We start from the raw sequence: 23035 nt of genomic DNA, 5'->3' as shown, positions 1-23035 counted from the left end.
AGGCTGGCTCCCACAGGTTTTGTGAACACCACAAATCCCCTGTGGGAGCCAGCCTGCTGGCGATGAGGCCCGCACAAACGCTAAAAAAAACCGGACCTTGAGCCGGTTTTTTTCTTCAAGCCGCTAGTGCCGCCTGCGCTTGTCGCACCACCGCCGCCAACCGCCTGATCCCCTCCTCCAGCCGCGCCGGGTCGATGTGGCTGAAATTCAGCCGCAAATGCCCGTGATGATTATCCGGCTCAGGGAAGAACGGCTCACCCGGCATGAACGCCACGTCATTGGCCAACGCGGCATTGAGTAGCGTACGGGTGTCCAGCGGCTGCTTGAGCGTCAGCCAGAAAAACAGCCCGCCCTGGGGCACATGCCAATCCGCCAGGTCGGCAAAATGCGTCTGCAGCGCGGCCTGGAAGGCGTCGCGACGCACCCGGTAAAAACCACGCAACTCACTCAGGTGCCGCTGGTAGGGCTCGCTGCCGATCCATTGCAGCGCTTGCCACTGGCCGACCCGATTGGTGTGCAAGTCCGCCGACTGCTTGAGCTTGAGCAGATGCGGGAACAGGTCCGGGCTGGCGATCAGATACCCGACGCGCAAACCCGGCAGCAGCGTTTTCGACACCGTGCCGGTGTAGATCCAGCTGGCTTTTTTCAGGCGTGCGGCAATCGGTTTGGCGCTGCCACCATCAAAAGTCAGTTCACGGTAAGGCTCGTCTTCGATCAAGGTCACGCCGAACTCATCCAGCAACGCCGCGACCGCTTCGCGCTTGGCTTCGCTGTAACGCACCGCCGAAGGATTCTGGAAGGTCGGGATCAGGTAGATGAACGCCGGGCGATGTTTTTCCAGGCGCGAACGCAGTTGCACCAGGTTCGGGCCGTCCGCTTCCAGCGGCACCGTGAGGCAATCGGCGCCGAACAGCTGGAAGATCTGCAGGGCCGCCAGGTAGGTCGGTGCTTCGAGCAAAACCTCGGTGCCTTTGTCGATATAGAGCTTGGCGGCCAGGTCGAGGGTTTGCTGGGACCCACTGACCACCAGCACCTGACTCGCCTCGCAGGCCACCCCCAGCGCTCGCGCCTGTGCGGCCAGGGCTTCACGCAAGGCCGGTTCGCCTTCACTCATGCCGTATTGGCCCATGGACACCGGCATCCGGTCCCACTCGACCTTCGGCAGCATGGCTTCGGCCGGCAAGCCCCCGGCGAACGACATCACTTGCGGACGCTGTGCAGCCGCGAGGATTTCACGGATCAAGGAACTTTTAAGGCGCGAAACACGTTCGGAAAAAGCCATGGGGGTCACCGGTAGCGAGGCCAGAGGAAAATGAGTCAAACTTGTTGACCGAAATTACGACAGCTCGAACGGATACGTCAACATGATTGACCTTAAAAACCCGATTTCCCAGCAGCAGGCCATGGAAGCGTTTTTCTTCGGCTACCAGGCCTTCACCGCCAAGGCCGATGAAATGCTCGAACGGCGTGGCCTGAGTCGGGTGCATCAGCGCATCGTGTTTTTCATCGCCCGCTACCCGAACCTCAGCGTCAAGGAGCTGCTGGCCTTGCTCGGCGTGAGTAAACAGGCGCTGAACATGCCGTTGCGGCAACTGCTGGAGATGCATCTGGTCGACAGCGTGGCGTCCGAGACCGACAAGCGTAAGCGGCTGCTGGAATTGACCGCCGAAGGCACGCGGTTTGAACAGTCCCTGCGCCGTGAGCAGGTGAAATTGCTCGAGCGGGTGTTTGCCGAGGCCGGGGAGACGGCGGTGAATGGGTGGCTGGCGGTGAATCTGGCGCTTGGTGAGAACCAGCAAAAAATCTGAGCACCACAAAAGCTTCGCGAGCAGGCTCGCTCCTACAGGGGAATGCGGTCCCTTGTGGGAGCGAGCCTGCTCGCGAAGGGGCCGAATCTGGCGATATATCCCGATTGCCAAACTTTTCGTCCACAAAACCAAAAACATTATTTGCTTTATTTGTATACAAAAGCATAATCCACTTCGTGCGAGTTCCTGACCTAACGGTCAACAAATTCGCAAGTGCCTCAAAGGGCCGCTGCCACCCTCATGGGTCCGGCCCTGGAAATAAAAATAAAACTCTTGAGGAGTACCTCGCTGTGGAAAGCCGCAAATCCGAAGCATCGACGCTGGATCTCTCGCCGCCTATACGCAATGGCTGGCTGGAGCGCATCTTTAAACTCAGCTTGCATGGCACCACGGTGAAGACCGAGTTGATTGCCGGTCTGACAACCTTCATCACCATGGCCTACATCATCTTCGTCAACCCCAACATCATGGCGGACGCCGGGATCGACCATGGCGCGGCTTTCGTCGCCACCTGCATTGCCGCAGCCTTGGGCTGCCTGTTGATGGGCCTGTACGCCAACTGGCCGGTCGGCCTGGCACCGGGCATGGGCCTGAACGCTTTCTTCACCTACACCGTTGTCGGCACCATGGGCTACAACTGGGAAACCGCGCTGGGTGCGGTGTTCGTGTCCGGCGTGCTGTTCATGATCCTGACCTTCTCGCGCATCCGCGAATGGCTGCTCAACAGCATTCCGGTCAGCCTGCGCTACGCCATGGGCGCTGGCGTAGGCCTGTTCCTCGGGCTGATCGGCTTGAAAACCGCAGGCATCGTCGTCGATAGCCCGGCCACCCTGATCAAGCTCGGCTCCCTGCGCGAGCCTGGCCCGCTGCTCGCCGCCGTGTGTTTCCTGATGATCGCCATCCTTAGCTACCACAAGGTGTTCGGCGCGATCCTCATCAGCATCATCACCGTGACCCTGGCCGGTTGGGGCCTGGGCCTGGTGCACTACGAGGGCATCATGTCCGCCCCACCGAGCCTGGCCCCGACCTGGATGGCCATGAACGTTGCCGGCGTGTTCAACGTCAGCATGATCAGCGTGGTGCTGGCCTTCCTCTTCGTGCACATGTTCGACACCGCCGGCACCTTGATGGGTGTGGCCCAGCGCGCCAACCTGGTGGGCGCTGACGGTCGCATCGAAAACCTCTCGCGTGCCATGAAAGCCGACAGTGCATCCAGTGTTTTCGGTGCAGTTGTCGGCGTTCCACCCGTCACCAGCTACGTGGAAAGTGCCGCGGGCGTGGCGGCAGGTGGTCGGACTGGTCTTACCGCAGTGACCGTAGGTGTGCTATTTATTGCAGCCATGTTCTTCGCGCCGCTGGCCGGGATGATCCCCGCCTATGCAACGGCCGGTGCGCTGATCTATGTGGCCATGCTGATGATGGGCGGCATGGCCCACATCGAATGGGACGAGGCGACCGACAGCATTCCGGCGATCGTCACGGCAATCATGATGCCGCTGACCTTCTCGGTCGCCGACGGTATCGCGCTGGGCTTCATCACCTACGTGGCGTTGAAGGCCGGCACCGGCAAGTACAAGGAAATCTCCGTCAGCCTGTGGGTGCTCTGCGCAATTTTCATTGCCAAGTTCATCTTTCTGTAAGCCTCGGCGGTTACGCGCGTCAAACCAGCCTCACCCCGTCGGGTGAGGCTTTTGTGCAAATGGAGGAAAGTGATGAGTCTGGAAACCTGGCTGCTGTTCAGCGGCGCTGCGCTGGTGGTGATCCTGATCCCGGGGCCACTGTCTTTGCTGATGATCAGCAACAGTTTGAATTACGGCCTGGTGCGTTCCTACCCGGCGTTTCTCGGTGGCGTGATTGCCTCGATCTGTCTGTTGAGTGCTTCGGCGCTGGGCCTGGGCGCCCTGCTGCTGGCATCGGAACAGTTGTTCAGCGCCCTGAAAATCGTCGGCGCGCTGTACCTGTTCTACCTCGCCTGGCAGAGCTGGCAGCAGTCTCGCCAACCGTCCCACGGAGCCGAAGTGCCTCAGGCCGTAGCGGTGCCACGCTTTCGCGCCCTGTTCGGGCGCGCCTTCATGTTGGGCGCGAGCAATCCCAAGGACATTCTGTTCTTCGCCGCGTTTCTGCCGCAATTCTTGAGCGCCGAGCAAGCGTTCCTGCCGCAACTGCTGGTGATGATCGCCACCTGGACCGTACTCGACCTGCTGTGCAAGCTGGCCTACGGCCTCGGCGCCCACGGCGCGGCGCGGTATCTGCGCAGTGGCAAGGGCCAGAGCTGGTTCAACCGGATCAGTGCCGGACTGTTCGGCGGTGCCGGGGCTGCGTCCTTGCTCAGTAGCCATTAAGGCCTGCTGAGGTAAACCGGCACACAAGTTGCTCGGTTCTGGCACCCCCACGCCGGAATCGAGCATGCTCCACTCCCACCTCACCACCCTCAACGCCGTTTCCCTGGTGCTCGACACCTTCAAGGCCCAAGGCCTGCCCAGCGACACCCTGCTCGCCGGCAGTGGCATCTGCGCCGCGGATCTGGCCCGGGCGGACACGCGCATCACCACCAATCAAGAGATGCAGGTCTGCGCCAACGCCGTCGCGCTCAAGCACGATATCGGCCTGGAACTGGGTCGACGCATGCACGTTTCGTCCTACGGCATGCTCGGCTACGCCTTGCTCACCAGTGCCACCTTCGGTGACGCATTGCGCCTGGCGATGCGTTATCCGGCGCTGTTGGGAACACTTTTCGAACTGAGCCTGGAAGAGGACGATGAACGCGTCTGGTTTGTCGCCGCCGATTATCGGGAGAATCCGGCGCTGGCGGCGTTCAACGCCGAATTTTGCCTGGTGTCGCTGAAGGTCACCTGCGACGACCTGCTCGGTCACCCATTGCCGCTGCTGGCTGCACGCTTGGAGCATGCAGCGCCCGACTATGAAGCGTCCTATTACGATCACTTCAACTGCCCCCTGCACTTCGGGGCGCAGGACAACGCCTTCGCGTTCGACAAGCGCTGGCTGGACCAGCCCTTGCCCCTGGCCGATGCCATCACCCACCAGGCCATGGCCGAGCGCTGCCGCAAGCAGAATACCGAGTTTACCGGGCGCCAGGCCTGGCTGGGGCGGATCCGCCAGTTGCTCAGCACACAATTGCATGCGGCACCGGGGCTCGAAGGGTTGGCCGAGCAGATGAATTGTTCAGCTCGTACGTTACGCCGGCATCTCAAGGAGCTGGGTTGCAGCTATCAGGAATTGCTCGATGAACTCAGGTTCGAGCAGGCAAAGCTGTTGCTCTGTGAAGACCAGATGCCGATCTATCGGATCGCCGAAGCATTGGGTTTCAGCGAGACCGCGAGTTTTCGCCATGCGTTTGTGCGGTGGAGTGGTGTGGCGCCGAGTCAGTTCCGGCCCTGAAGAGCAAAAGGCCGCATCATCTGGATTGGGGGCATATCCATTGCTGCGGTAACGGCGGCTTATGGTTTCGCCCTTACGGCGAGTCACTTTCGAAAAGCGCGAAAGTAACCAAAGCGCTCTTGCCCCACCACTCGGTGCCTCGCCTAGGCTCGGCATGCCCTCTCTCCGGCATTGCTCCGTGGGTCGCCGCGATGGACCATCCATGGCCCAGCGCGGCTAAACCGGCGTCCTGCCGGTTTACCCACTGCGCAATGCCTGCGTTCGGCCAGCGTGGTTAACGGGGCACCCAGATCAAAAACCAAAGCGAGGCGGCCTTAAAGCCGACCTGACTTTTGCAGATACCCCCAATCCCCAGCGGTGCGGCGATCCGACTTGCCGGCGAACCAGGCGCTGCGGTGTATCTGTTGTACCGCGTTATCGTTCTTCGCCGGCAAGCCTGGCTCCTACAGGGGAAACGCGTACGGCTCCCAATTAGCTCGGCTGTCAGGCCGCCTCGCTTTTGCGTTTGATCTTGATCTGGCTTTTGATTTTCTTGCCCCCTCGAGAGGCCGAGTGGAGGTTCTGTGCAGTGGGTAAACCGGCATGGATGCCGGTTTAGCCGCGCTGGGCCATGGATGGCCCATCGCGGCGACCCACGGAGCAGGACCGGAGCGAGGGCATGCCGAGCATTAGCGAGGCACCGAACGCCAGGGGCAAGAGCCCTTGGTTACTTGGGGCTTTTCCAAGTGACTCGCTGTAAGAGCGAAACCATAGGTGGCCGTTACCGCAGGAATGGATATGTACACCTGAAAGACAATCATCGAATGTCAGGACGCCTTCGCCGGCAAGTCGGATCGCCGCACCGCTGGCTCCTACAGTAAATGCGAAACCATGGGTGGTACCGCAGCAACGGATATACACCCAATCCAAATACACACCTGCAGGGGCGAATTTCGGTCAATTATTTTGGCCACATTAATCCCCTTTTGGCCTTTCCTGCCGTTCTCCGAAATCGTCCGCGCCCCAAGACTGTGTGCAACCGAACCCGCCTGTGGAGAACAATAAAATGCTGACGATCTACTCGGACGATCACCACCTGCACCATGGCCGATGCGAACTCATCGACGGGCAACTCAAGCCCTGCTTTGAAATGCCTTCGCGTGCCGACCATGTGCTGTCACGTGTGCAAAAGCAGAACCTGGGCCCGGTAGAAGCGCCGAAGGATTTTGGCCTGGGGCCAATCGAGCGCATCCACAGCCGCGACTATCTCGACTTTTTCAAAGGCGCCTGGGCACGCTGGACCGCGTTCAACACCGACGGTGACTTGCTGCCCTACACCTGGCCGGCCCGCACCTTGCGTCGCGTTAAGCCCACCAGCCTGCACGGCGAACTGGGCTACTACAGCTTCGACGGCGGCGCGCCAATCACCGCCGGCACCTGGCAAGCCGCGTACAGCGCGGCGCAAGTCGCCCTCACCGCGCAAGCAGAAATCCAGCGCGGCGCGCGCAGTGCCTTCGCCCTGTGCCGTCCACCAGGACACCACGCCGCCAGCGACTTGATGGGAGGTTATTGCTACCTCAACAACGCTGCCATCGCCGCCCAGGCCTTTCTCGACCAGGGCCACAAGAAAGTCGCGATCCTCGATGTCGACTACCACCACGGCAACGGCACCCAGTCGATTTTCTACGAGCGCAGCGACGTGCTGTTCACTTCGATCCATGGCCACCCGGAAGCCGAGTTCCCGTTCTTCCTCGGCTATGAGGACGAGCGCGGCGAAGGCGCCGGTGAAGGCTTCAACTTCAACTATCCTTTGCCCGCCGGCAGCGGCTGGGATAGCTGGAGCGCGGCGCTGGAGCAGGCCTGCAACGAGATCGAAACCTATGGCGCCGACATCGTCGTCGTGTCCCTGGGCGTGGATACGTTCAAGGACGACCCGATCTCCCAGTTCAAGCTCGACAGCCCCGATTACCTGGCCATGGGCAAACGCATCGCCAGGCTTGGCGTGCCGACGCTGTTCGTGATGGAAGGCGGTTACGCGGTAGAAGAGATCGGCATCAACGCCGTCAACGTTCTTGAAGGCTTTGAAAACGCTTAACAAGGAATCGCAAAATAATGAAAAATCTCAAGCGGTTTATCGTTCCGGCCCTGTGCGCCACGGTGCTCGGTGGCGGCGCTCATGCAGAAGAACGAACGTTGCGCGTCTACAACTGGTTCGACTACATCACCCCCAAGGCCCTGGAAGATTTCAAGACCCAGAATCCACAGACCAAACTGGTCTATGACATCTTCGACACCAACGAAGCGCTGGAAGCCAAGCTGCTGACCGGCAACTCCGGCTACGACGTGGTGGTGCCGTCCAACGTGTTCCTGGCCAAGCAGATTGAAGCCGGGGTGTTCCAGCCACTGGATCGCAGCAAACTACCAAACTGGAACCACCTCGATCCCAAGCTGATGAAGCTGATCGAGGCCAACGACCCGGGCAACAAGTTCGCCGTCCCGTACATGTACGGCACCATCCTGATCGGCTTCAACCCGGACAAGGTCAAGGCCGCACTCGGTGAAAACGCGCCGGTGGACAGCTGGGACCTGATCTTCAAGGAAGAGAACATCAGCAAGCTCAAGCAGTGCGGCGTCGCCCTGCTCGATTCGCCGTCGGAGATCCTGCCCCTGGCCCTGCAACACCTTGGCCTGGATCCCAACAGCAAAAAGCCTGCGGACTACGACAAGGCTGAAGCACTGCTGATGAAGATCCGTCCGCACGTCACCTACTTCCACTCGTCCAAGTACATGGCCGACATCGCCAATGGTGACATCTGCGTCGCCGTCGGCTACTCCGGCAGCTTCTCCCAGGCCGCCAACCGTGCCAAGGAAGCCAAGAACGGAGTGGTTGTCGACATGCGCCTGCCCAAGGAAGGTGCGCCGATCTGGTTCGACATGCTCTCCATCCCGAAAGGCGCGAAGAACCCGCAAGACGCCTACACCTTCATCAACTACCTGCTGCAGCCCCAGGTGATCGCGCCTGTCAGCGACTTCGTGGGTTATCCGAACCCGAACAAGGACGCCACGGAACTGGTCGACCCGGCGATCCGCAACAACCCGAACCTGTACCCGACCGAAGCGGCCATGGGCACCCTCTACACCCTGCAACCGCTGCCGCGCGATGCCGAACGCGCACGCACCCGGGCGTGGACCAAGATCAAGTCGGGGACTTGAAGCGATACACAGGGAACTGAGTAAACGGAGAATCCTGTAGGAGCCCGGCTTGCCGGCGAAAGCGGCCTCGAGTATTGCACTGACCTTTCGACCGCCTTCGCGGGCAAGTCGGATCGCCGCACGCTCCTACAGAATTCTATTTTGCCTGCAATAACTATCTACCACCTCCCGCCCCCACCTGCCCTCTACCGTGCCCGGACCCTGCGCTGTGCCCTCAGCGCTTCACCGGACACAGGAAACGGCCATGCCCGCCACGCCCTCCAGCAACCCCGACGACATTCTCACTCAACTGGTGACCGGCCCTTCGATCAGGGAAGTCGCGTCGACCTCGATCCGCACTGCCCTCGACACCGAATATCCGCAACTGCATATCGATCCAAACCTGACCATGGTGGCCACGCCCGTCTGGACCCTTACCGACAACCAGGTCTTGCCCGGTAACAGCCGCTTCGAATCCCTGACCGACGCCCTGGTACGGCTCATCCTGTCCGGCGCGACAGCCACCTACATCGAAGGGGAGCACTTTTTGACCCGGCAACCGGGCGTCGAGCCGGGTATCAAGCTGCCGGTAAAGATCGATGCCATCGGCTGCCTGCTCAATCGCCTGGCCCGGTTGTTTTTCGTGTCCTATCAGGAACAACAACTGGACTACTGGAATCAAACCATCGCCCCCGATAAACCGCGCTGGCATCAAATCAGCGAAGGCCTGCACAGCCTCTGGAACGACGGCAAACCCGATGACTGGGACGAAGACCAACGGGCGATGGCCCTGACCGTCTACAACTACCCGCAACAGGCCGAGCGCCAGGCCCACGACAAGTACCAGACACGCGCCTGCCTGATCGACATCGACGAGCTCGACCAACAGCGCAGCGAACACCGGCAGCTGATGGACACCGCCGTCATTGTCGGCACGCTGGGGGAACGCACGCTGGTCGTTACGCATTCGATCACCGACGGATTCAGTCAGTACGACTCGTTGGCAGCATTTGGCGAAGCCCTTCGCAAGCGCTTCACTTCATCGATAAATGCTCGACAACTGCAGTGGCGCCTTTACGAACCCACGGGCAATTTTTTCGAGCAGCAGGCCTGTGCGTTGATCGCCCTGGAAATCCAGGCCATCGGCTCGCTCAGTGAGACGGCGATATCGCTGCTGACGCCACGGATCGCAGCAGCGCCCGGTCATTTCGAAAAGCTCGTGCAACAGCACCCCACGCGTTTCAGCCAGGTCGAGCATCAGTTGCAGGACTGGCTGCTCGATGCCTCGACGGTAGACCTCACTCGCTACAGTCGGCACTTGATGGACTTGGCCTTGTTACGCGAGCAGCATGCCGGGAAGTCGTTCAACGATGGCATTGCTGCGTTGCGCGAATTTGCCCTGAAGGCCTTACGAGAGCAGATGACAAAGGATCATCCGCAAGCCACCCTGCCGCGCCTGGAGGACATTCAAATCAGCAGCACTCGCCCGGTGATCCTCGGGACATTCGCGGTGCCCGGCAAGACCGAAACCGTCACGCTGTCTCTCGTCGACCTGGCGTTGCAGAACCTGACGGCCCTGCCCTGGGGTAACAAAACCGTGCAATACCGTGACGGATCAGCGGTGGCGTCATGGTTGACGCCGGCCTATGTGGACAGCCTGGTGAGCGCCGTGAACATCGGCGAAACCTACCCCAAGCTGATCAAGCGCACGCTGCTCGACGACCCGACGGAAAAGTCCCGGCGCCAGCAACTCTACGCCGACGACCTGCGCATTCAGCTACCGCTGCAAACGCTGCAATCGAAGATCCGTGGCGAAGCCGGCATCGATGACCTGGGTTATCGCTATGTCGTCGCGGCCTTGCAGGAAAAGGCGGCGGATCGTTATGTCGAGGGCCTGGAAATCATCATTCGCCCACTGGCTTTCATTCCAGGCGGACGCAACGACGGCAAGGCTGACGAAGTCGCCAACATGTTCGTGATCGGGCCGCGACAAGCCGAAAAAGGCCCCTGCCTGCTGTATCGGCCACTGCTCGATCATCCACTGCTGCAATACCCTGGCGAAGCGGACCTGCTGTACGCCATCAAGCACAGCAAGGCGTTGCGCCAGTCGGTCCTGGCCTGGCTGGCCGACGACGTTCGCTTCAATTACTCGCAGTACGTGTTCCCTGGCGAGCTGCCTTCCGTCTGGACCTTGTCCCAATGGCTGGTCGATCCAGCCTCGCTGCTGGGGATGATGGGCGCCGTGACCCTGGGTTCGTCGCCTATGCCGCAACCTGCCTTGCCGGCCCTGTTCAGCGCCAACGCCAACGCCTTAATCACCCTGGCCGACCGGCAGTCGGTGTCCAATGCGCAAAGCCGTTGGGCCACCCTCAAACAAGCGGCCTGGATGCTGTTCAATGTGACGTTGCCCTTTCTCGGGCGTACGGCTGCGACGGCTGCCTGGATCTGGCAGATCATGGACGATCTGGAACAGGCGCGTGAAGCCCGGGAAGCGGATGATTCCGCGCATGCATGGACCGCGCTGACCGACCTGTTCCTGACCCTGGGCATGGTCCTGGCGCACCACGCCGCCACGCGCAACAAGCCGCGCGCCCCACGCCTTGAGACCGCCACGCCAGCGCTCGAAAAACCGGTCGCGGCCACCACCGTGACGCAGATGCCCGACATCGTCGCTCACCACCTGCCCGACAACCACCCGACACCCCTGCACGCCTTCGGCATTTTGTCGCCAGCGAGCCTGGCGTCCGTGCTGGACCGACTGGCCATCGCCAAGCCCGCCGGGCTCGAAAACCCGTCGAACCAACCCGGCCCCCACCGCTACCTGAGCCCGCTCGCGCAAAAGTGGTATGCCCAGGTCGGCCAGCGCTGGTTCGAGGTCTGGCTCAACGACGATGGCGATGTGCAAATCATCGACACGCGCATGACACCGTCACGCACAGGTCCCCTGCTGATTCATTCCGCGCAGGGACAATGGTTCGTCGATACGCGCTTGCGACTGCGCGGCGGAGGCCGCAGCCGAAAAGCACTCGCACTGCAAAACGAGCAACGCAAGGACAGGCTGAAACTGCAACTGACAGCGTTTGAAAGTCGCAAAACCCGGCTGACGGAGGAGCTCGATGCCGCGCAGAAGGCAGTAACGGCACCCGCCACAGACGTGGTCGACCCCCATCGGCAACGCCTGATCGAAACACTGGATGCGCATTTGGTCGAGTTCGGCACTTTCATCGAACAGCTCAAGGCTTACAACAGCATTGAATCGATCCCCAACTACCGCGCGGTCCTGGTCGACTGCCTGGATCATCAGTTGTTCCTGACGAAGACGTGGTTCACGCAGCAAGACAGGGTGTTTGGCGAACGCATGCGTCGATCCCTCGCGCTGCTGGACAACGAGCCGGGGGACGGCGCACAGACTCCACGCCAGACCCACCAGCTCACCAGTGACCTGACCCAGGGCTTTATCGACAAGATCGAGTTCGCCCAGGCACGCATTGAAGAGCTCAAACGGCTGGGCAAGGAAGCGGCCGAAGTGGCCCGAGAGGGAAAGGAGGCGCTGCCTCGATTCGCACTGAAGGATCTGAAACTGTTCCAGATCAGCCTTGCCCAGGAACTCTGCCTGAGTGACAGCGCCTCGGTGGACACGGCGCCGGCCCGACAAGCCATGACACAACTTGTCGAGGATACAGGCCTGACCATCCAGTCTGCGCTGGACCTCGCCGAACAGGACGATGCACTGCCCCTGCCTGAGCGGATCGACGGTTTCAGCGAGTTGGTAGAACAGTTCGCCATCCTCGACCTGCGGATACTCGACCTGCCTGGCGAATACCCGCGGCAGTTGCTGCAACCACCACTGGACCTGATGCGCCAGCGGATCGAAGCATTTAAGGAACACAGCGTGAAACAGCTCACCGAGCTGTTGCATGAGCGCAAATCTCTCGAACCGACACCCGGCCCTTCTCGCCCGGCCCCGGTCTCAAAACGCATCATCAAGACCCGTTACAAAGGCACCATAGTCGGTAAACCCCGTGTGCGCACGGCGGCAGACAACACCGAATGGGTCGATGTGATATCCCCTCTGACCAATGAGGTCACCGCGACCTTCCATGAGAAAACACCTGGCGTGTGGGTCAAGCATGAGTCTGCGCCAGAGCAGGCACCTGCCCAGGTACGTCCTGATTTGCCAACCAGCCTGCAGAAGGGCCAGATGCTGGTGGATCAATTGCCGTCGTTCATTCGCCGAACCGAGGGTCATTCGAAGGTGGCGGGACGCAATCCGACGGAAATCGAGGAAATGTTTCACCAGCACGCCAGTCGCCTGGAAGCAGCGGCCAATACGATCGAAGACGCCCTCACCGATAACAATGCGACGGACGACGGGCAGCCTTCAGCCGCCCTGCTGGCCAAACAGCTCACCGAGCGCGCGACCGAGCTCTTTGAAAAAGGTCGCCTGGCCCGGATCCGCATGACCAAGGAACAGCCCCCCACTGCGGCTCGTGTCGAATGGCTGATGAGCAAGAAGCTGATCACCATTGCCAAGACACCCGACCGACGTCGACTCAAGGGGCATAAAAACGACTACCTCGAAGAATATGAGATACGCGAACAGGGCACTGCAAAAGTGCTTTGGTACGCCCACTTCCACTATTCGGGCCCGGACACCGCCCCTAAAACCTACACCGCAGCCCACCTGAAAACCGAATCCCAACGTCTGCTCGGCGGTGCACTGGATCAGCGCAAACCTGTCTCCAACAACGAGTTGATCGCTGTTTACCGCAGCGAAATCAGCCCGAAGCTGGCGGATGAGTTGTTCTTGTCAATAAACAACCCACGCGCTTCGGGTTCCTGAAAAACAACCCGTGCCTGCCAGGACTCGCGCTTTCAGCGAGTCCTGCGCCAGGCCTTGCTCAATCGTCCAAGTGCCGCGCTGATCGCCTCCTCCGGCACCGCGGCAAACCCCAATACCAGCCCGGCGCGTTGATCGGGTGTGTTGTGCGAATCCGCCATCCAGTAGTTGCTCAGGCCATTGATCTCGACGTCGACGCTGGCCGCGGCTTCTATCAGTGCTTGTTCGCGGGCCAGCGTGTCGACCGTCACCGTCATGTGCAATCCGGCGGCCACGCCCGGCAGTTGGCCAACACCGGCAATGTCTGCGGGCCAGTTGGCCAATAGTGTGTTGCGGCGGCTCAATGCGGCACGCCGCATGCGCCGCACATGACGCTGAAAATGCCCGGCGGCCATGAATTCGGCCATCACCGCCTGGGTGCTCACCTCGGAATGCCGCACATCCACCGCCCGCCGCTGGGCAAACGCCTCGACCAATGCCGGCGGCAGCACCAGGTAGCCCAGGCGCAGGGCGGGAAAGGCCACTTTGCCGAACGTACCGACATAGAGCACCCGACCGTGACGATCGAGCGCGGCCAAGGGTGCCAGCGGTGCGCCGCTGTATCGGTACTCGCCGTCATAATCGTCCTCGACGATCCAGCCCTGGTTGCGCTCGGCCCAGGCCAGCAATTCCAGGCGTCGCGCCAGACTCATCACTACGCCCAAAGGGTATTGATGCGAGGGCGTCACGTACGCCAGGCGACAATCGTCCAGGCGCGCCAGTTCGCGGCAATCAATGCCCTCGCTGTCCACCGCGATGCCGTGCAATCGCCCACCGGCCACCGCAAACGCATGCCCGGCCGCCCGATACCCGGGGTTTTCAACCGCCACCCCGTCCCCCGGTTCCACCAGCAACTGCGCACACAGGCTGATCCCTTGCTGCGCGCCGCTGGTGACGACAATTTGCTCCGCCGTGCACTGCATGCCGCGAGAACTGCGCAAATACGCTGCGATCATCCCGCGCAATCGCGCATCGCCCTGGGGCGCGCCGTAACACAGCTGCTGCAGATCCGGTTTACGCCAGAACGCCGCATTCAGCTTGGCCCACACCTCGAACGGAAACAGATCGAAGGCCGGCACGCCGACCCGAAAGGCCCGCGGCGGGCCGCTCGGAGGCGTCGGCAGATGGTTGTTTTCCAACCGCGCCAAAGCGCCGCTGCGAGCGACTTTAGTGGCAGCCACCGCAGGCACCTCCAGATCCTTGGCAGAGGCGTCCGGCGAAGCTTTCGTCGCGGCTTTCCTGCCGGGCAACGGCGCCTGGGGCAATTGCGCGACATAGGTCCCGTCACCTACCCGCCCTTCAATAAAACCCTCGGCGTAGAGCTGGTCGTAGGCCCGCACCACGCTGTTGCGGGAAATCGCCAGGGCCGCCGCCAGGTCCCGGCTCGCCGGTAATCGCGTACCGCTGGCCAGGCGCCCGTCGAGCACCCGTACCCGCAAGGCCTGATAGAGCTGGCGACTCAAGCCCTGGCGGCGGTCGAGTTCGATACCCGCCGGGTTGAAGGACAGGGACAGCGGCGCGTCCGTCATGGCAATGGACCTATGAAATTTGTCGTTAATGGCTCTTACAACAGACCAATAGCCTGCCTAGGATGCAGGCATTCGCCAAGGAATATTTCCATGTATACGCCCCGCGCCTTTGCCCTCAACGATTTGCATGAGCTGCAGCAACAGATCCTCGGCACCCGCCTCGCCGTGCTGGTTACCCATGGTGAACACGGCCTGCAAGCCAGTCATCTGCCCTTGCTGCTCAATACCGACGAGGGTCCCAACGGTACCCTGTATGGCCATTTCGCCAAGGCCAACCCACAGTGGAAAGCACTGCAGGACGGCGCCGAATCACTGGTCATTTTTGCCGGCGCCGATGCCTATGTGAGCCCCGGGTTTTACCCGAGCAAAGCCGAGGACGGCAAAGTCGTGCCAACCTGGAACTACGTGGCCGTGCATGCCTATGGCAACGCTGAAGTGTTCAGCGATGCCGAGCGCCTGCACTCACTGGTCAGCGCCTTGACCGATCGCCACGAAGCCGGTCGCGCGCAACCGTGGAAAGTCGCCGATGCCCCCGCCGATTACATCGAGGGCATGCTCAAGGCCATCGTCGGTTTCGCCCTGCCGATCCAGCGCCTGGAAGGCAAACGCAAGCTCAGCCAGAACCGCAACGCCGCCGACATCGCTGGCGTGCGCGCAGGGCTGGCTGCCAGCCCCGACGCACACGACCAGGCCCTCGCCCATTTGATGCCCTAAGGAATGAACATGAGCCAGATCGACATCCGCCCGGTCAGCGCCGATGACCACGCCGCATGGCTGCCGCTGTGGCAGGCCTACCTGCGTTTCTACAACACCGAACTGCCAGAGACCGTCAGCCAAAGCACCTGGCAGCGTATGCTCGACCCGAACGAACCCACCCATGCCGCCCTCGCCTGGCTCGACGGCAAGGCGGTGGGCATGGTGCATTTCATCTACCATCGTTCCAACTGGAGCATTGAAAACGCCTGCTACCTGCAAGATCTGCTGGTGACACCCGAATCCCGTGGCACCGGCGTTGGCCGCCAGTTGATCGAATTTGTCTACGCCACGGCCAAGGCCGACGGCTGCAACAAGGTGCATTGGCTGACCCACGAAACCAACGCCACCGCGATCCAGCTCTACGAGCGCATCGCCGAGCGTCCGGGTTTCATCCAGTTTCGCAAAGCCATCTAAGGTTCAAGGAGAACAGCATGTCGACTTCACTCGCCGACTGGAAAGGCGTCCCGGCCCCGACGGTCCAACTGATCGAAGGGCGTTTCATCCGCCTGGAAAAACTCGACCCGGCGCGCCACGGCGACGACTTGTTCAACGCCCTGCAAGGTCCAGGCGCCGACCCGAAACTGTGGGATTACCTGCCTTACGGCCCTTTCCCGGAACGCAGCGCATTCAACGACTGGCTGGACAACCACGCCGCCAGCAGCGACCCCTACTTTTTCAGTGTGATCGACCGCGCCAGCGGCGAAGTGCAAGGCATCCTCAGCCTGATGTCGATCGTCCCGGCCCAGGGCCGCATCGAAATTGGCCACGTCACCTTCGGCGCACCGATGCAACGCTCACCCAGGAGCACCGAGGCCGTCTACCTGCTGGCCAAGGAATCGTTCGCCCTCGGCTACCGGCGCCTCGAGTGGAAATGCAACAACGGCAACGCCCGCTCCAAATACGCGGCCGAGCGCCTGGGCTTCAGTTTCGAAGGCGTCTTCCGCCAGCACATGGTGGTCAAGGGGCAGAACCGCGATACCGCCTGGTATTCGATCATCGATTCGGAATGGCCGGCGATTGGCGCGGGGTTCGAACGCTGGTTGAGTGATGAAAACCAGACGGATTCGGGGCAGGTGAAAGGGTTGGCGGAGTGTCGTAGTTGAGGATTGTGTAGGAGCGAGCATGCTCGCGATGGTCGTCAACGATAACGCTGGAAACCTGGCACCCCACGGCGCTCTTAGATTCTTCGCGAGCATGCTCGCTCCTACAGTGGCGGTTGGCATTCAACCGGCATCTACAGGCCTGCCGCAACGCCTGACCGGAAATGGGGACGGATCTATATTTTATTGTAATAAATAGATCCGAATCCTGAAAACCCATCACTTGGCAAGTTGCGTGGCTGGAGCCCCCCATATTTCCAGAACTTATTATTTGAGGTTTGGTTTTTCCTGATCATTCCTACAGATCATTCCTAAAATTGACTTCTCACCCAAACTTCTGGCCTCTTGCAACATCTTGCTACTACTTGTCATTTTATTTTCAATCTAAATAGTCAATCATAAACCCAACTACAACAGTCGCACATCGCCTAAAATTCAAATCCAAAAGACCCCAGTCTGTCGGGCCTGTTACTTGAAGTCTCTTTTCACGTGGTCACCGACCTTTGCATTTTGCAATTGGTATCGCGTATCGCAAGAGTGGCCGAGCAGCGCCCACCTAGCGGCGGCGCATGTTGGACAATGCGTTGCTAGTTGTAGTTGACCTGGTGATTGCCCAGAGTGAAAGTACCCAGCCCAATTCCACGGGCGCAAATATGGATCTTTACATGCTGTCCTTGTTCGATCGCCGAAGGCAAGGAGCGCAACGAAGTTGAATTCAGAACCCTCATTGAAAACAGCAGCTTTATCGTCAAACAGGTAAAGCGCCTGCCAAGCAGGAACGGCATTATCTTCGCCTTCCCAAAATAAATGATCACGATCGCCCCACGCCACTTTCCAGAGGGGCTCTTCATTTACGGGTCATTTCCCGGCTGCTTGATTAAAAGGAAAACACATGTCGACGCTGATCTATTACGTAGCCGCCACCCTGGATGGTTTTATTGCCACTCAACAACACAAACTGGATTGGCTGGAGAACTTTGCGCTGGGGGATGACGCAACGGCCTATGATGATTTTTACCAGACGGTCGGAGCGGTGGTCATGGGGTCGCAGACCTATGACTGGATCATGTCGAACGCTCCCGATGACTGGCCCTATCAGGATGTACCCGCCTTTGTCATGAGCAACCGGAATCTGTCAGTCCCCGCCAATCTGGATATCACCTTAGTACAGGGTGATGCCGGTGCTATCGCGGCCAGGGCCAGGCAAGCGGCGAAGGGCAAGAATGTCTGGCTCGTTGGCGGCGGCAAAACGGCTGCCTGTTTTGCCGATGCCGGGGAGTTGCAGCAACTGTTCATCACCACCATTCCGGTTTTTCTCGGCACCGGTGTTCCTGTGCTGCCCGTTGACCGCGCGCTTGAGGTCATCCTCAGAAAACAGCGCACGCTGCACAGCGGCGCTATCGAATGCATCCTGGACGTGAAAGCCGATGATGGAGTGAAAACTCCCTCACTACGGCTTCAAGATCACTTCAATCTCCCGAAAACCGATCCCGGCTGTTCGTCAGGTGCAGCACCATCGCCGCTCGAGCCGCATCGGGATCCTGACGCTTGATCGCGTTAAAAATCGCTTCATGCTCCAGGTTCGCCAGGTGCCCCAATTGCGAAAAGTCGGCGCCTCCGCGCTCGTCGACTTTCACCTGGGTACGGGGAATCATGGCATTGCCCAAGTGCTGCATGATTTCCGTGAAAAATGTATTGCCGGTCGCCTCGGCAATGATCTGGTGGAAGCGCTTGTCTTCCTCGACGCAACTGTCGTTGTTGGCCAGCGAGGCCTGGTAATCACTCAAGGCCTGGCGCAGGCGCGCGAGCTGATCGTCCGTTCGGCGAACGGCTGCCAGCGCAACAGCCTGCACCTCCAGGCCCAGTCTCAATTCCAGCATGCTCCTGACTTTTGCAACCGTATCCACATGCAGGCGCAGCCCTGGCTGGGAGGGTTGCTCCAGCACAAATGTGCCGATGCCGTGGCGTGTTTCCACCAAACCCGAAGCTTGCAGCTTGGAAATAGCCTCCCGGACAACGGTACGACTCACACCATGCTCGAGAACGATGGTCGATTCCGAGGGCAGCTTTTCGCCTGGCTTCAATTGTCCGAGCAAGATGCGCTGGGTCAGTGCTTCCACCACGCCCTGAGCCAGATTATTGGATCGTCTACGGACAGGCGTTCCGCTTTCAATTTGCATAGGTTCGAGTCCACAGGATTTTGCTCCGCAGAGCTTAACACCCACCAGAGATTCTCTGGCGAAATGCGGACGTACTCCGCTGGTTCGAATCATAGAACGGCACCATCTTGTATGACAACACATCTATTACTTTCATTCTGAGCTTTATAGCCACCACTTGTCTGACATGCAAGGCCACCCCAATCCCACCCATCAAAGCGCTACAACCTCAGTAAACACTGGACAAAACACCCAACAAAGCTATTTGAAGCCCTCATCTGAAGACAAAACGACCGCCGGTGCATTGCAGATCAGAAAAACCACTTGTATGATGTCTATCAACACAAGCGCACCAGACATCTCGACAAAAACCAGCGATGCAGGCGAATCACATGAATCCTCAAGAACTCAAGTCCATCCTTTCTGAAGGCCTCCTGTCTTTTCCGTTGACCGACTTCAACGCAGCCGGCGACTTCCGTGCAGACACCTATGCCAAGCGCCTTGAATGGCTGGCTCCCTACGGCGCCAGCGCGCTGTTCGCGGCGGGCGGCACGGGCGAATTCTTTTCGCTCGAAGCGAGCGAGTACTCACAGATCATCAAGGTTGCGGTGGACACCTGCCGTGGCGAGGTGCCGATTCTCGCCGGTACCGGTGGCCCTACCCGCCAAGCTATCGCTTACGCCCAGGAAGCAGAACGTCTCGGCGCGGCGGGTGTGCTGCTGCTGCCGCACTACCTGACCGAAGCCAGCCAGGAAGGTCTGGTCGCTCATGTCGAACAAGTCTGCAAATCAGTGGACTTCGGGGTCGTGGTCTACAACCGCAATGTTTGCCGATTGAATGCCGACAGCCTGGAAAAGCTGGCTGATCGCTGCCCTAACCTGATCGGATTCAAGGACGGCGTGGGCGACATTGAAAGCATGGTTTCGATCCGTCGCCGCCTGGGCGAACGCCTGACCTACCTCGGTGGCCTGCCAACCGCCGAAGTGTATGCCGCGGCTTATAAAGCGCTGGGCGTGCCGGTCTACTCTTCAGCGGTATTCAACTTCATTCCGAAAACGGCCATGGAGTTCTACCGGGCGATCGCTGCCCAAGACCACGAAACCGTGGGCAAGCTCATCGATGATTTCTTCCTCCCTTACCTGGATATCCGCAATCGCTGCGAAGGCTATGGCGTGAGTATCGTCAAGGCCGGTGCCAAACTGGTGGGCCACGATGCCGGCCCCGTGCGAGCACCACTGACCGACTTGCTGCCAAATGAAATGGAAGAACTGGATGCCCTGATCAGGAAGCTTGGCCCCCAGTAGTTCGACCCGCTACAACCGGCGGCCAAGCCGCCGGCGACACGCTCAAACCCGCATAAAAATAATCAGTGGGAGATTTGAATTGTGAACAATTCAAACAATGCATCTGTCGTTGCAGAAGATGATTCGGTACTCACGCGCGCCGTGAGCAAAGTGAAGAGACATGTACTCCCGCTTTTCGTGATCATGTTCATCCTCAACTACATCGACCGGGTCAATATCGGTTTCGTGCGCACGCACATGGAACATGACCTCGGTATCGGTGCTGCCGCCTACGGGCTGGGTGCCGGCCTGTTTTTCATCGGCTACGCGCTCTTCGAAGTACCTTCCAACATGCTGCTGCAAAAAGTCGGAGCCCGTATCTGGCTGACGCGCATCATGTTCACCTGGGGCATCGTCGCCACGATGATGGCGTTCATCCAGAACGAAACCCACTTCTACATTCTGCGGTTCTTGCTCGGCGTGGCCGAAGCAGGCTTCTTCCCTGGCGTGATCTACTACTTCACCCGCTGGCTGCCAGGCGTCGAGCGCGGTAAAGCCATCGCCATCTTCCTCAGTGGTTCAGCCGTTGCGTCGCTGATTTCCGGCCCGCTGTCGGGTGTCCTGTTGCAGATCGAAGGCTTTGGTTTCCACGGCTGGCAGTGGATGTTCGCCATCGAAGGCCTGGCCTCTGTCGTTATCGGCGGTTTTGTCTGGTTCTGGCTGGACTCCAAACCCCACGACGCCAAGTGGCTGACGCGAGAAGAGCAAGATGCACTGGTCGGCGCTATCGATCAGGAGCAACGTGAGCGTGAAGCCCTGACCACCATCAAGCCGACCATCGGCAAGCTCCTGAAAGATCGTCAGATCCTGCTGTTTTGCGCCTTGTACTTCTGCATTCAGCTGACGATCTACGCCGCGACCTTCTGGCTTCCCAGCATCATCAAGAAGATGGGTGACCTGAGCGACGTGCAGGTAGGGTTTTTCAACTCGATTCCCTGGCTGATCTCCATCATCGCCATGTACTCCTTTGCGGCGCTGTCGGGCAAGTTCAAATTCCAGCAAGCCTGGGTCGCCACCGCCCTGTTGATTGCCGCTGCCGGCATGTTCCTGTCCACCACCGGTGGGCCGATCTTCGCCTTCGTCGCCATCTGCTTCGCTGCCATCGGCTTCAAGTCCGCGTCCTCATTGTTCTGGCCCATTCCCCAGGGCTACCTGGATGCCCGTATCGCCGCCGCCGTCATCGCGCTGATCAACTCGATCGGCAACCTGGGTGGTTTCGTGGCACCGACGACCTTCGGCTTCCTGGAACAGACCACCGGCTCGATTCAAGGCGGCCTCTATGGCCTGGCCGGCACCTCGGTACTCGCCGCGATACTGGTGTTTTTTGCCAGGACTTCACCCAAGCCATCCTCCCTGCCGACATCGCCGAACGGCGCTCCAACGGGTGCGACAGTCAAAGCGCACTGACCCCATTGATCGCTGAACGACCTCTATTTATAGGAACTTGCCATGAACGCTGAACATACTGCCAACACCACCAAGTCGCCTGTCGTCACCAGTTTTCAAGTGATACCCGTTGCGGGACACGACAGCATGCTGCTGAACCTGAGCGGCGCCCACGGCCCGTTCTTCACTCGCAACATCGTCATTCTCAAGGACAGCGCCGGCAATACCGGCGTGGGCGAAGTACCGGGTGGTGAACGCATCCGTGAGACCCTCGAAGACGCGCGTAGCCTGGTGATCGGCCAACCCATCGGCCAGTACCAGCGCATCCTCAATCAGATGCGCACCACCTTCGCCTCCCGTGATGCGGCCGGCCGCGGCCTGCAAACCTTCGACCTGCGGATCACCATTCATGCCGTGACCGCCATGGAAGCCGCCCTGCTCGATTTGCTGGGCCAATTCCTCGAGGTTCCGGTGGCTGCATTGCTGGGCGAAGGGCAGCAACGCGATGCGGTGAAAATGCTCGGCTACCTGTTCTACGTCGGCGATCGCAATGCCACGAACCTGGCCTACCGAAACGAGTCCGACGCCGATGATGACTGGTTCCGGTTGCGTCACGAGAAAGCCATGACCGCCGAGTCGGTCGTACGCCTGGCCGAAGCGGCAAAGGCCAGGTACGGCTTCAACGACTTCAAGCTCAAGGGCGGTGTGCTCAGCGGCGATGAAGAAATCGAAGCGGTGACGGCACTGGCCGAGCGCTTTCCCGATGCACGAATCACCCTTGACCCCAATGGCGCCTGGTCGCTCAAGGAGGCCATCCGTTTGTGCCGCGATCAGCATCATGTCCTGGCCTACGCCGAAGACCCGTGCGGCGCGGAAAACGGTTACTCGGGCCGTGAAGTCATGGCCGAATTCCGCCGCGCCACGGGACTGAAGACCGCCACCAACATGATCGCGACCGACTGGCGCGAAATGGGCCACGCCATCCAATTGCAATCGGTCGACATCCCGCTTGCCGACCCGCACTTCTGGACGATGCAGGGCTCCGTCCGCGTGGCCCAGATGTGTCATGAATGGGGCCTGACCTGGGGCTCTCATTCCAACAATCACTTCGATATCTCCCTGGCCATGTTCACTCAAGTCGCAGCCGCCGCGCCGGGAGAGATCACCGCGATCGACACCCATTGGATCTGGCAGGACGGCCAGCGCCTGACCAAAGAGCCGCTGAAAATCGAAGGCGGCTACGTCAAGGTTCCGACCAAACATGGCCTGGGTGTAGACATCGACATGGACGCGGTGGCCAAGGCCCACGAAGTCTACAAGGGCATGGGGCTCGGCGCGCGGGATGACAGCGTCGCGATGCAGTTCCTGATTCCAGGCTGGAAATTCAACAACAAGCAACCTTGCCTGGTGCGCTGATCCACAGGCGGGGCACCCAAAGTGCCACCGACCTACGCCACCTCATCAACCGGCTTCAGACGAGCATCCACTGCTCAGCCTGAAGCCCA

17 protein-coding genes and 1 pseudogene are annotated in these 23035 nt (G+C 60.1%); 15 read left to right on the top strand and 3 right to left on the bottom strand.

Translation table 11 applies throughout. The annotated features are described in order from the left end of the window. Positions 1–115: 115 nt before the first annotated feature. A complete protein-coding gene (locus tag OH720_RS10515; RefSeq protein WP_272605548.1) occupies positions 116–1282 on the bottom strand; it encodes an aminotransferase-like domain-containing protein in 1167 nt (388 codons plus the stop codon). Between the two features lie 82 nt (positions 1283–1364). On the opposite strand from OH720_RS10515, the gene OH720_RS10510 reads away from it, so the two are divergent. The 7 genes from OH720_RS10510 (at position 1365) to OH720_RS10480 (ending at position 13221) form a co-directional block, all read left to right on the top strand. Beyond that, on the top strand, positions 1365–1808 hold the full coding sequence (locus tag OH720_RS10510) for a MarR family winged helix-turn-helix transcriptional regulator (RefSeq protein ID WP_272605547.1): 444 nt from the start codon (positions 1365–1367) through the stop codon (positions 1806–1808). Positions 1809–2098: 290 nt separating this feature from the next. Continuing rightward, positions 2099–3448 carry an NCS2 family permease gene (locus tag OH720_RS10505; RefSeq protein ID WP_008057280.1) on the top strand — a complete coding sequence of 450 codons (1350 nt, stop codon included), beginning with the start codon at positions 2099–2101 and terminating at the stop codon, positions 3446–3448. Positions 3449–3520: 72 nt separating this feature from the next. Continuing rightward, complete coding sequence (locus tag OH720_RS10500; protein WP_272605546.1) at positions 3521–4150, top strand: LysE family translocator; 630 nt, start codon at positions 3521–3523, stop codon at positions 4148–4150. A gap of 64 nt (positions 4151–4214) precedes the next feature. Beyond that, positions 4215–5207: an AraC family transcriptional regulator gene (locus OH720_RS10495; RefSeq protein WP_272605545.1), complete on the top strand. Its 993-nt coding sequence runs from the start codon at positions 4215–4217 to the stop codon at positions 5205–5207. Positions 5208–6252: 1045 nt separating this feature from the next. Continuing rightward, on the top strand, positions 6253–7281 hold the full coding sequence (locus OH720_RS10490) for a histone deacetylase family protein (RefSeq protein WP_272605544.1): 1029 nt from the start codon (positions 6253–6255) through the stop codon (positions 7279–7281). A 17-nt stretch (positions 7282–7298) separates the two neighbouring features. Further along, entirely contained in the window at positions 7299–8399 is a 1101-nt protein-coding gene (locus OH720_RS10485) for a polyamine ABC transporter substrate-binding protein (RefSeq protein WP_272605543.1), read from the top strand. 244 nt (positions 8400–8643) lie between these two features. Next, entirely contained in the window at positions 8644–13221 is a 4578-nt protein-coding gene (locus tag OH720_RS10480; RefSeq protein ID WP_272605542.1) for a dermonecrotic toxin domain-containing protein, read from the top strand. Between the two features lie 32 nt (positions 13222–13253). On the opposite strand, the gene pdxR is transcribed toward OH720_RS10480, so the two are convergent. Continuing rightward, positions 13254–14786 (bottom strand): MocR-like pyridoxine biosynthesis transcription factor PdxR, encoded by a 1533-nt coding sequence (gene pdxR, locus OH720_RS10475; RefSeq protein WP_272605541.1) that lies wholly within the window; start codon positions 14784–14786, stop codon positions 13254–13256. Between the two features lie 90 nt (positions 14787–14876). Between pdxR and OH720_RS10470 the strand changes: the two genes are divergently transcribed. From OH720_RS10470 to OH720_RS10450, 5 genes and pseudogenes are all read left to right on the top strand, one after another. Beyond that, a complete protein-coding gene (locus tag OH720_RS10470) occupies positions 14877–15500 on the top strand; it encodes an FMN-binding negative transcriptional regulator (RefSeq protein WP_272605540.1) in 624 nt (207 codons plus the stop codon). 9 nt (positions 15501–15509) lie between these two features. Continuing rightward, positions 15510–15956: a GNAT family N-acetyltransferase gene (locus tag OH720_RS10465; protein WP_272605539.1), complete on the top strand. Its 447-nt coding sequence runs from the start codon at positions 15510–15512 to the stop codon at positions 15954–15956. Between the two features lie 17 nt (positions 15957–15973). After that, on the top strand, positions 15974–16645 hold the full coding sequence (locus tag OH720_RS10460) for a GNAT family N-acetyltransferase (protein ID WP_272605538.1): 672 nt from the start codon (positions 15974–15976) through the stop codon (positions 16643–16645). 19 nt (positions 16646–16664) lie between these two features. Continuing rightward, positions 16665–16754, top strand: a pseudogene (locus tag OH720_RS10455) (outer membrane lipoprotein carrier protein LolA); the annotation flags it as partial. A gap of 780 nt (positions 16755–17534) precedes the next feature. Further along, positions 17535–18194, top strand: a complete 660-nt coding sequence (locus tag OH720_RS10450) for a dihydrofolate reductase family protein (protein WP_272605537.1) — start codon at positions 17535–17537, stop codon at positions 18192–18194. On the opposite strand, the gene OH720_RS10445 is transcribed toward OH720_RS10450, so the two are convergent. After that, the gene (locus OH720_RS10445) at positions 18112–18822 is read right to left on the bottom strand and encodes a FadR/GntR family transcriptional regulator (protein ID WP_272605536.1); all 711 of its coding nucleotides are present in this window, start codon (positions 18820–18822) and stop codon (positions 18112–18114) included. The genes OH720_RS10450 and OH720_RS10445 overlap by 83 nt on opposite strands. Before the next feature lie 371 nt (positions 18823–19193). Here OH720_RS10445 and kdgD point away from each other — a divergent pair, with 371 nt between their 5' ends. From kdgD to gudD, 3 genes are all read left to right on the top strand, one after another. Then, positions 19194–20105, top strand: a complete 912-nt coding sequence (gene kdgD, locus OH720_RS10440; RefSeq protein ID WP_008062190.1) for a 5-dehydro-4-deoxyglucarate dehydratase — start codon at positions 19194–19196, stop codon at positions 20103–20105. An 81-nt stretch (positions 20106–20186) separates the two neighbouring features. Further along, positions 20187–21551 carry an MFS transporter gene (locus OH720_RS10435; RefSeq protein ID WP_272605535.1) on the top strand — a complete coding sequence of 455 codons (1365 nt, stop codon included), beginning with the start codon at positions 20187–20189 and terminating at the stop codon, positions 21549–21551. Between the two features lie 42 nt (positions 21552–21593). After that, positions 21594–22946: a glucarate dehydratase gene (gene gudD, locus OH720_RS10430; RefSeq protein WP_272605534.1), complete on the top strand. Its 1353-nt coding sequence runs from the start codon at positions 21594–21596 to the stop codon at positions 22944–22946. Positions 22947–23035 lie beyond the last annotated feature (89 nt).

The sequence above is a fragment of the Pseudomonas sp. WJP1 genome (assembly GCF_028471945.1).
Taxonomy (GTDB): domain Bacteria; phylum Pseudomonadota; class Gammaproteobacteria; order Pseudomonadales; family Pseudomonadaceae; genus Aquipseudomonas.
The sequence above is the reverse complement of the archived record's forward strand: the minus strand, read 5'-3'. Positions and strand labels throughout refer to the sequence as shown.

Coding starts and splice junctions, on each gene's coding strand:
- OH720_RS10510 (WP_272605547.1), top strand. CDS start 1,365: ATGATTGACCTTAAAAACCCGATTTCCCAGCAGCAGGCCATGGAAGCG.
- OH720_RS10515 (WP_272605548.1), bottom strand. CDS start 1,282: ATGGCTTTTTCCGAACGTGTTTCGCGCCTTAAAAGTTCCTTGATCCGT.
- kdgD (WP_008062190.1), top strand. CDS start 19,194: ATGAATCCTCAAGAACTCAAGTCCATCCTTTCTGAAGGCCTCCTGTCT.
- gudD (WP_272605534.1), top strand. CDS start 21,594: ATGAACGCTGAACATACTGCCAACACCACCAAGTCGCCTGTCGTCACC.
- OH720_RS10490 (WP_272605544.1), top strand. CDS start 6,253: ATGCTGACGATCTACTCGGACGATCACCACCTGCACCATGGCCGATGC.
- OH720_RS10460 (WP_272605538.1), top strand. CDS start 15,974: ATGTCGACTTCACTCGCCGACTGGAAAGGCGTCCCGGCCCCGACGGTC.
- OH720_RS10495 (WP_272605545.1), top strand. CDS start 4,215: ATGCTCCACTCCCACCTCACCACCCTCAACGCCGTTTCCCTGGTGCTC.
- pdxR (WP_272605541.1), bottom strand. CDS start 14,786: ATGACGGACGCGCCGCTGTCCCTGTCCTTCAACCCGGCGGGTATCGAA.
- OH720_RS10450 (WP_272605537.1), top strand. CDS start 17,535: ATGTCGACGCTGATCTATTACGTAGCCGCCACCCTGGATGGTTTTATT.
- OH720_RS10500 (WP_272605546.1), top strand. CDS start 3,521: ATGAGTCTGGAAACCTGGCTGCTGTTCAGCGGCGCTGCGCTGGTGGTG.
- OH720_RS10445 (WP_272605536.1), bottom strand. CDS start 18,822: ATGCAAATTGAAAGCGGAACGCCTGTCCGTAGACGATCCAATAATCTG.
- OH720_RS10470 (WP_272605540.1), top strand. CDS start 14,877: ATGTATACGCCCCGCGCCTTTGCCCTCAACGATTTGCATGAGCTGCAG.
- OH720_RS10485 (WP_272605543.1), top strand. CDS start 7,299: ATGAAAAATCTCAAGCGGTTTATCGTTCCGGCCCTGTGCGCCACGGTG.
- OH720_RS10465 (WP_272605539.1), top strand. CDS start 15,510: ATGAGCCAGATCGACATCCGCCCGGTCAGCGCCGATGACCACGCCGCA.
- OH720_RS10480 (WP_272605542.1), top strand. CDS start 8,644: ATGCCCGCCACGCCCTCCAGCAACCCCGACGACATTCTCACTCAACTG.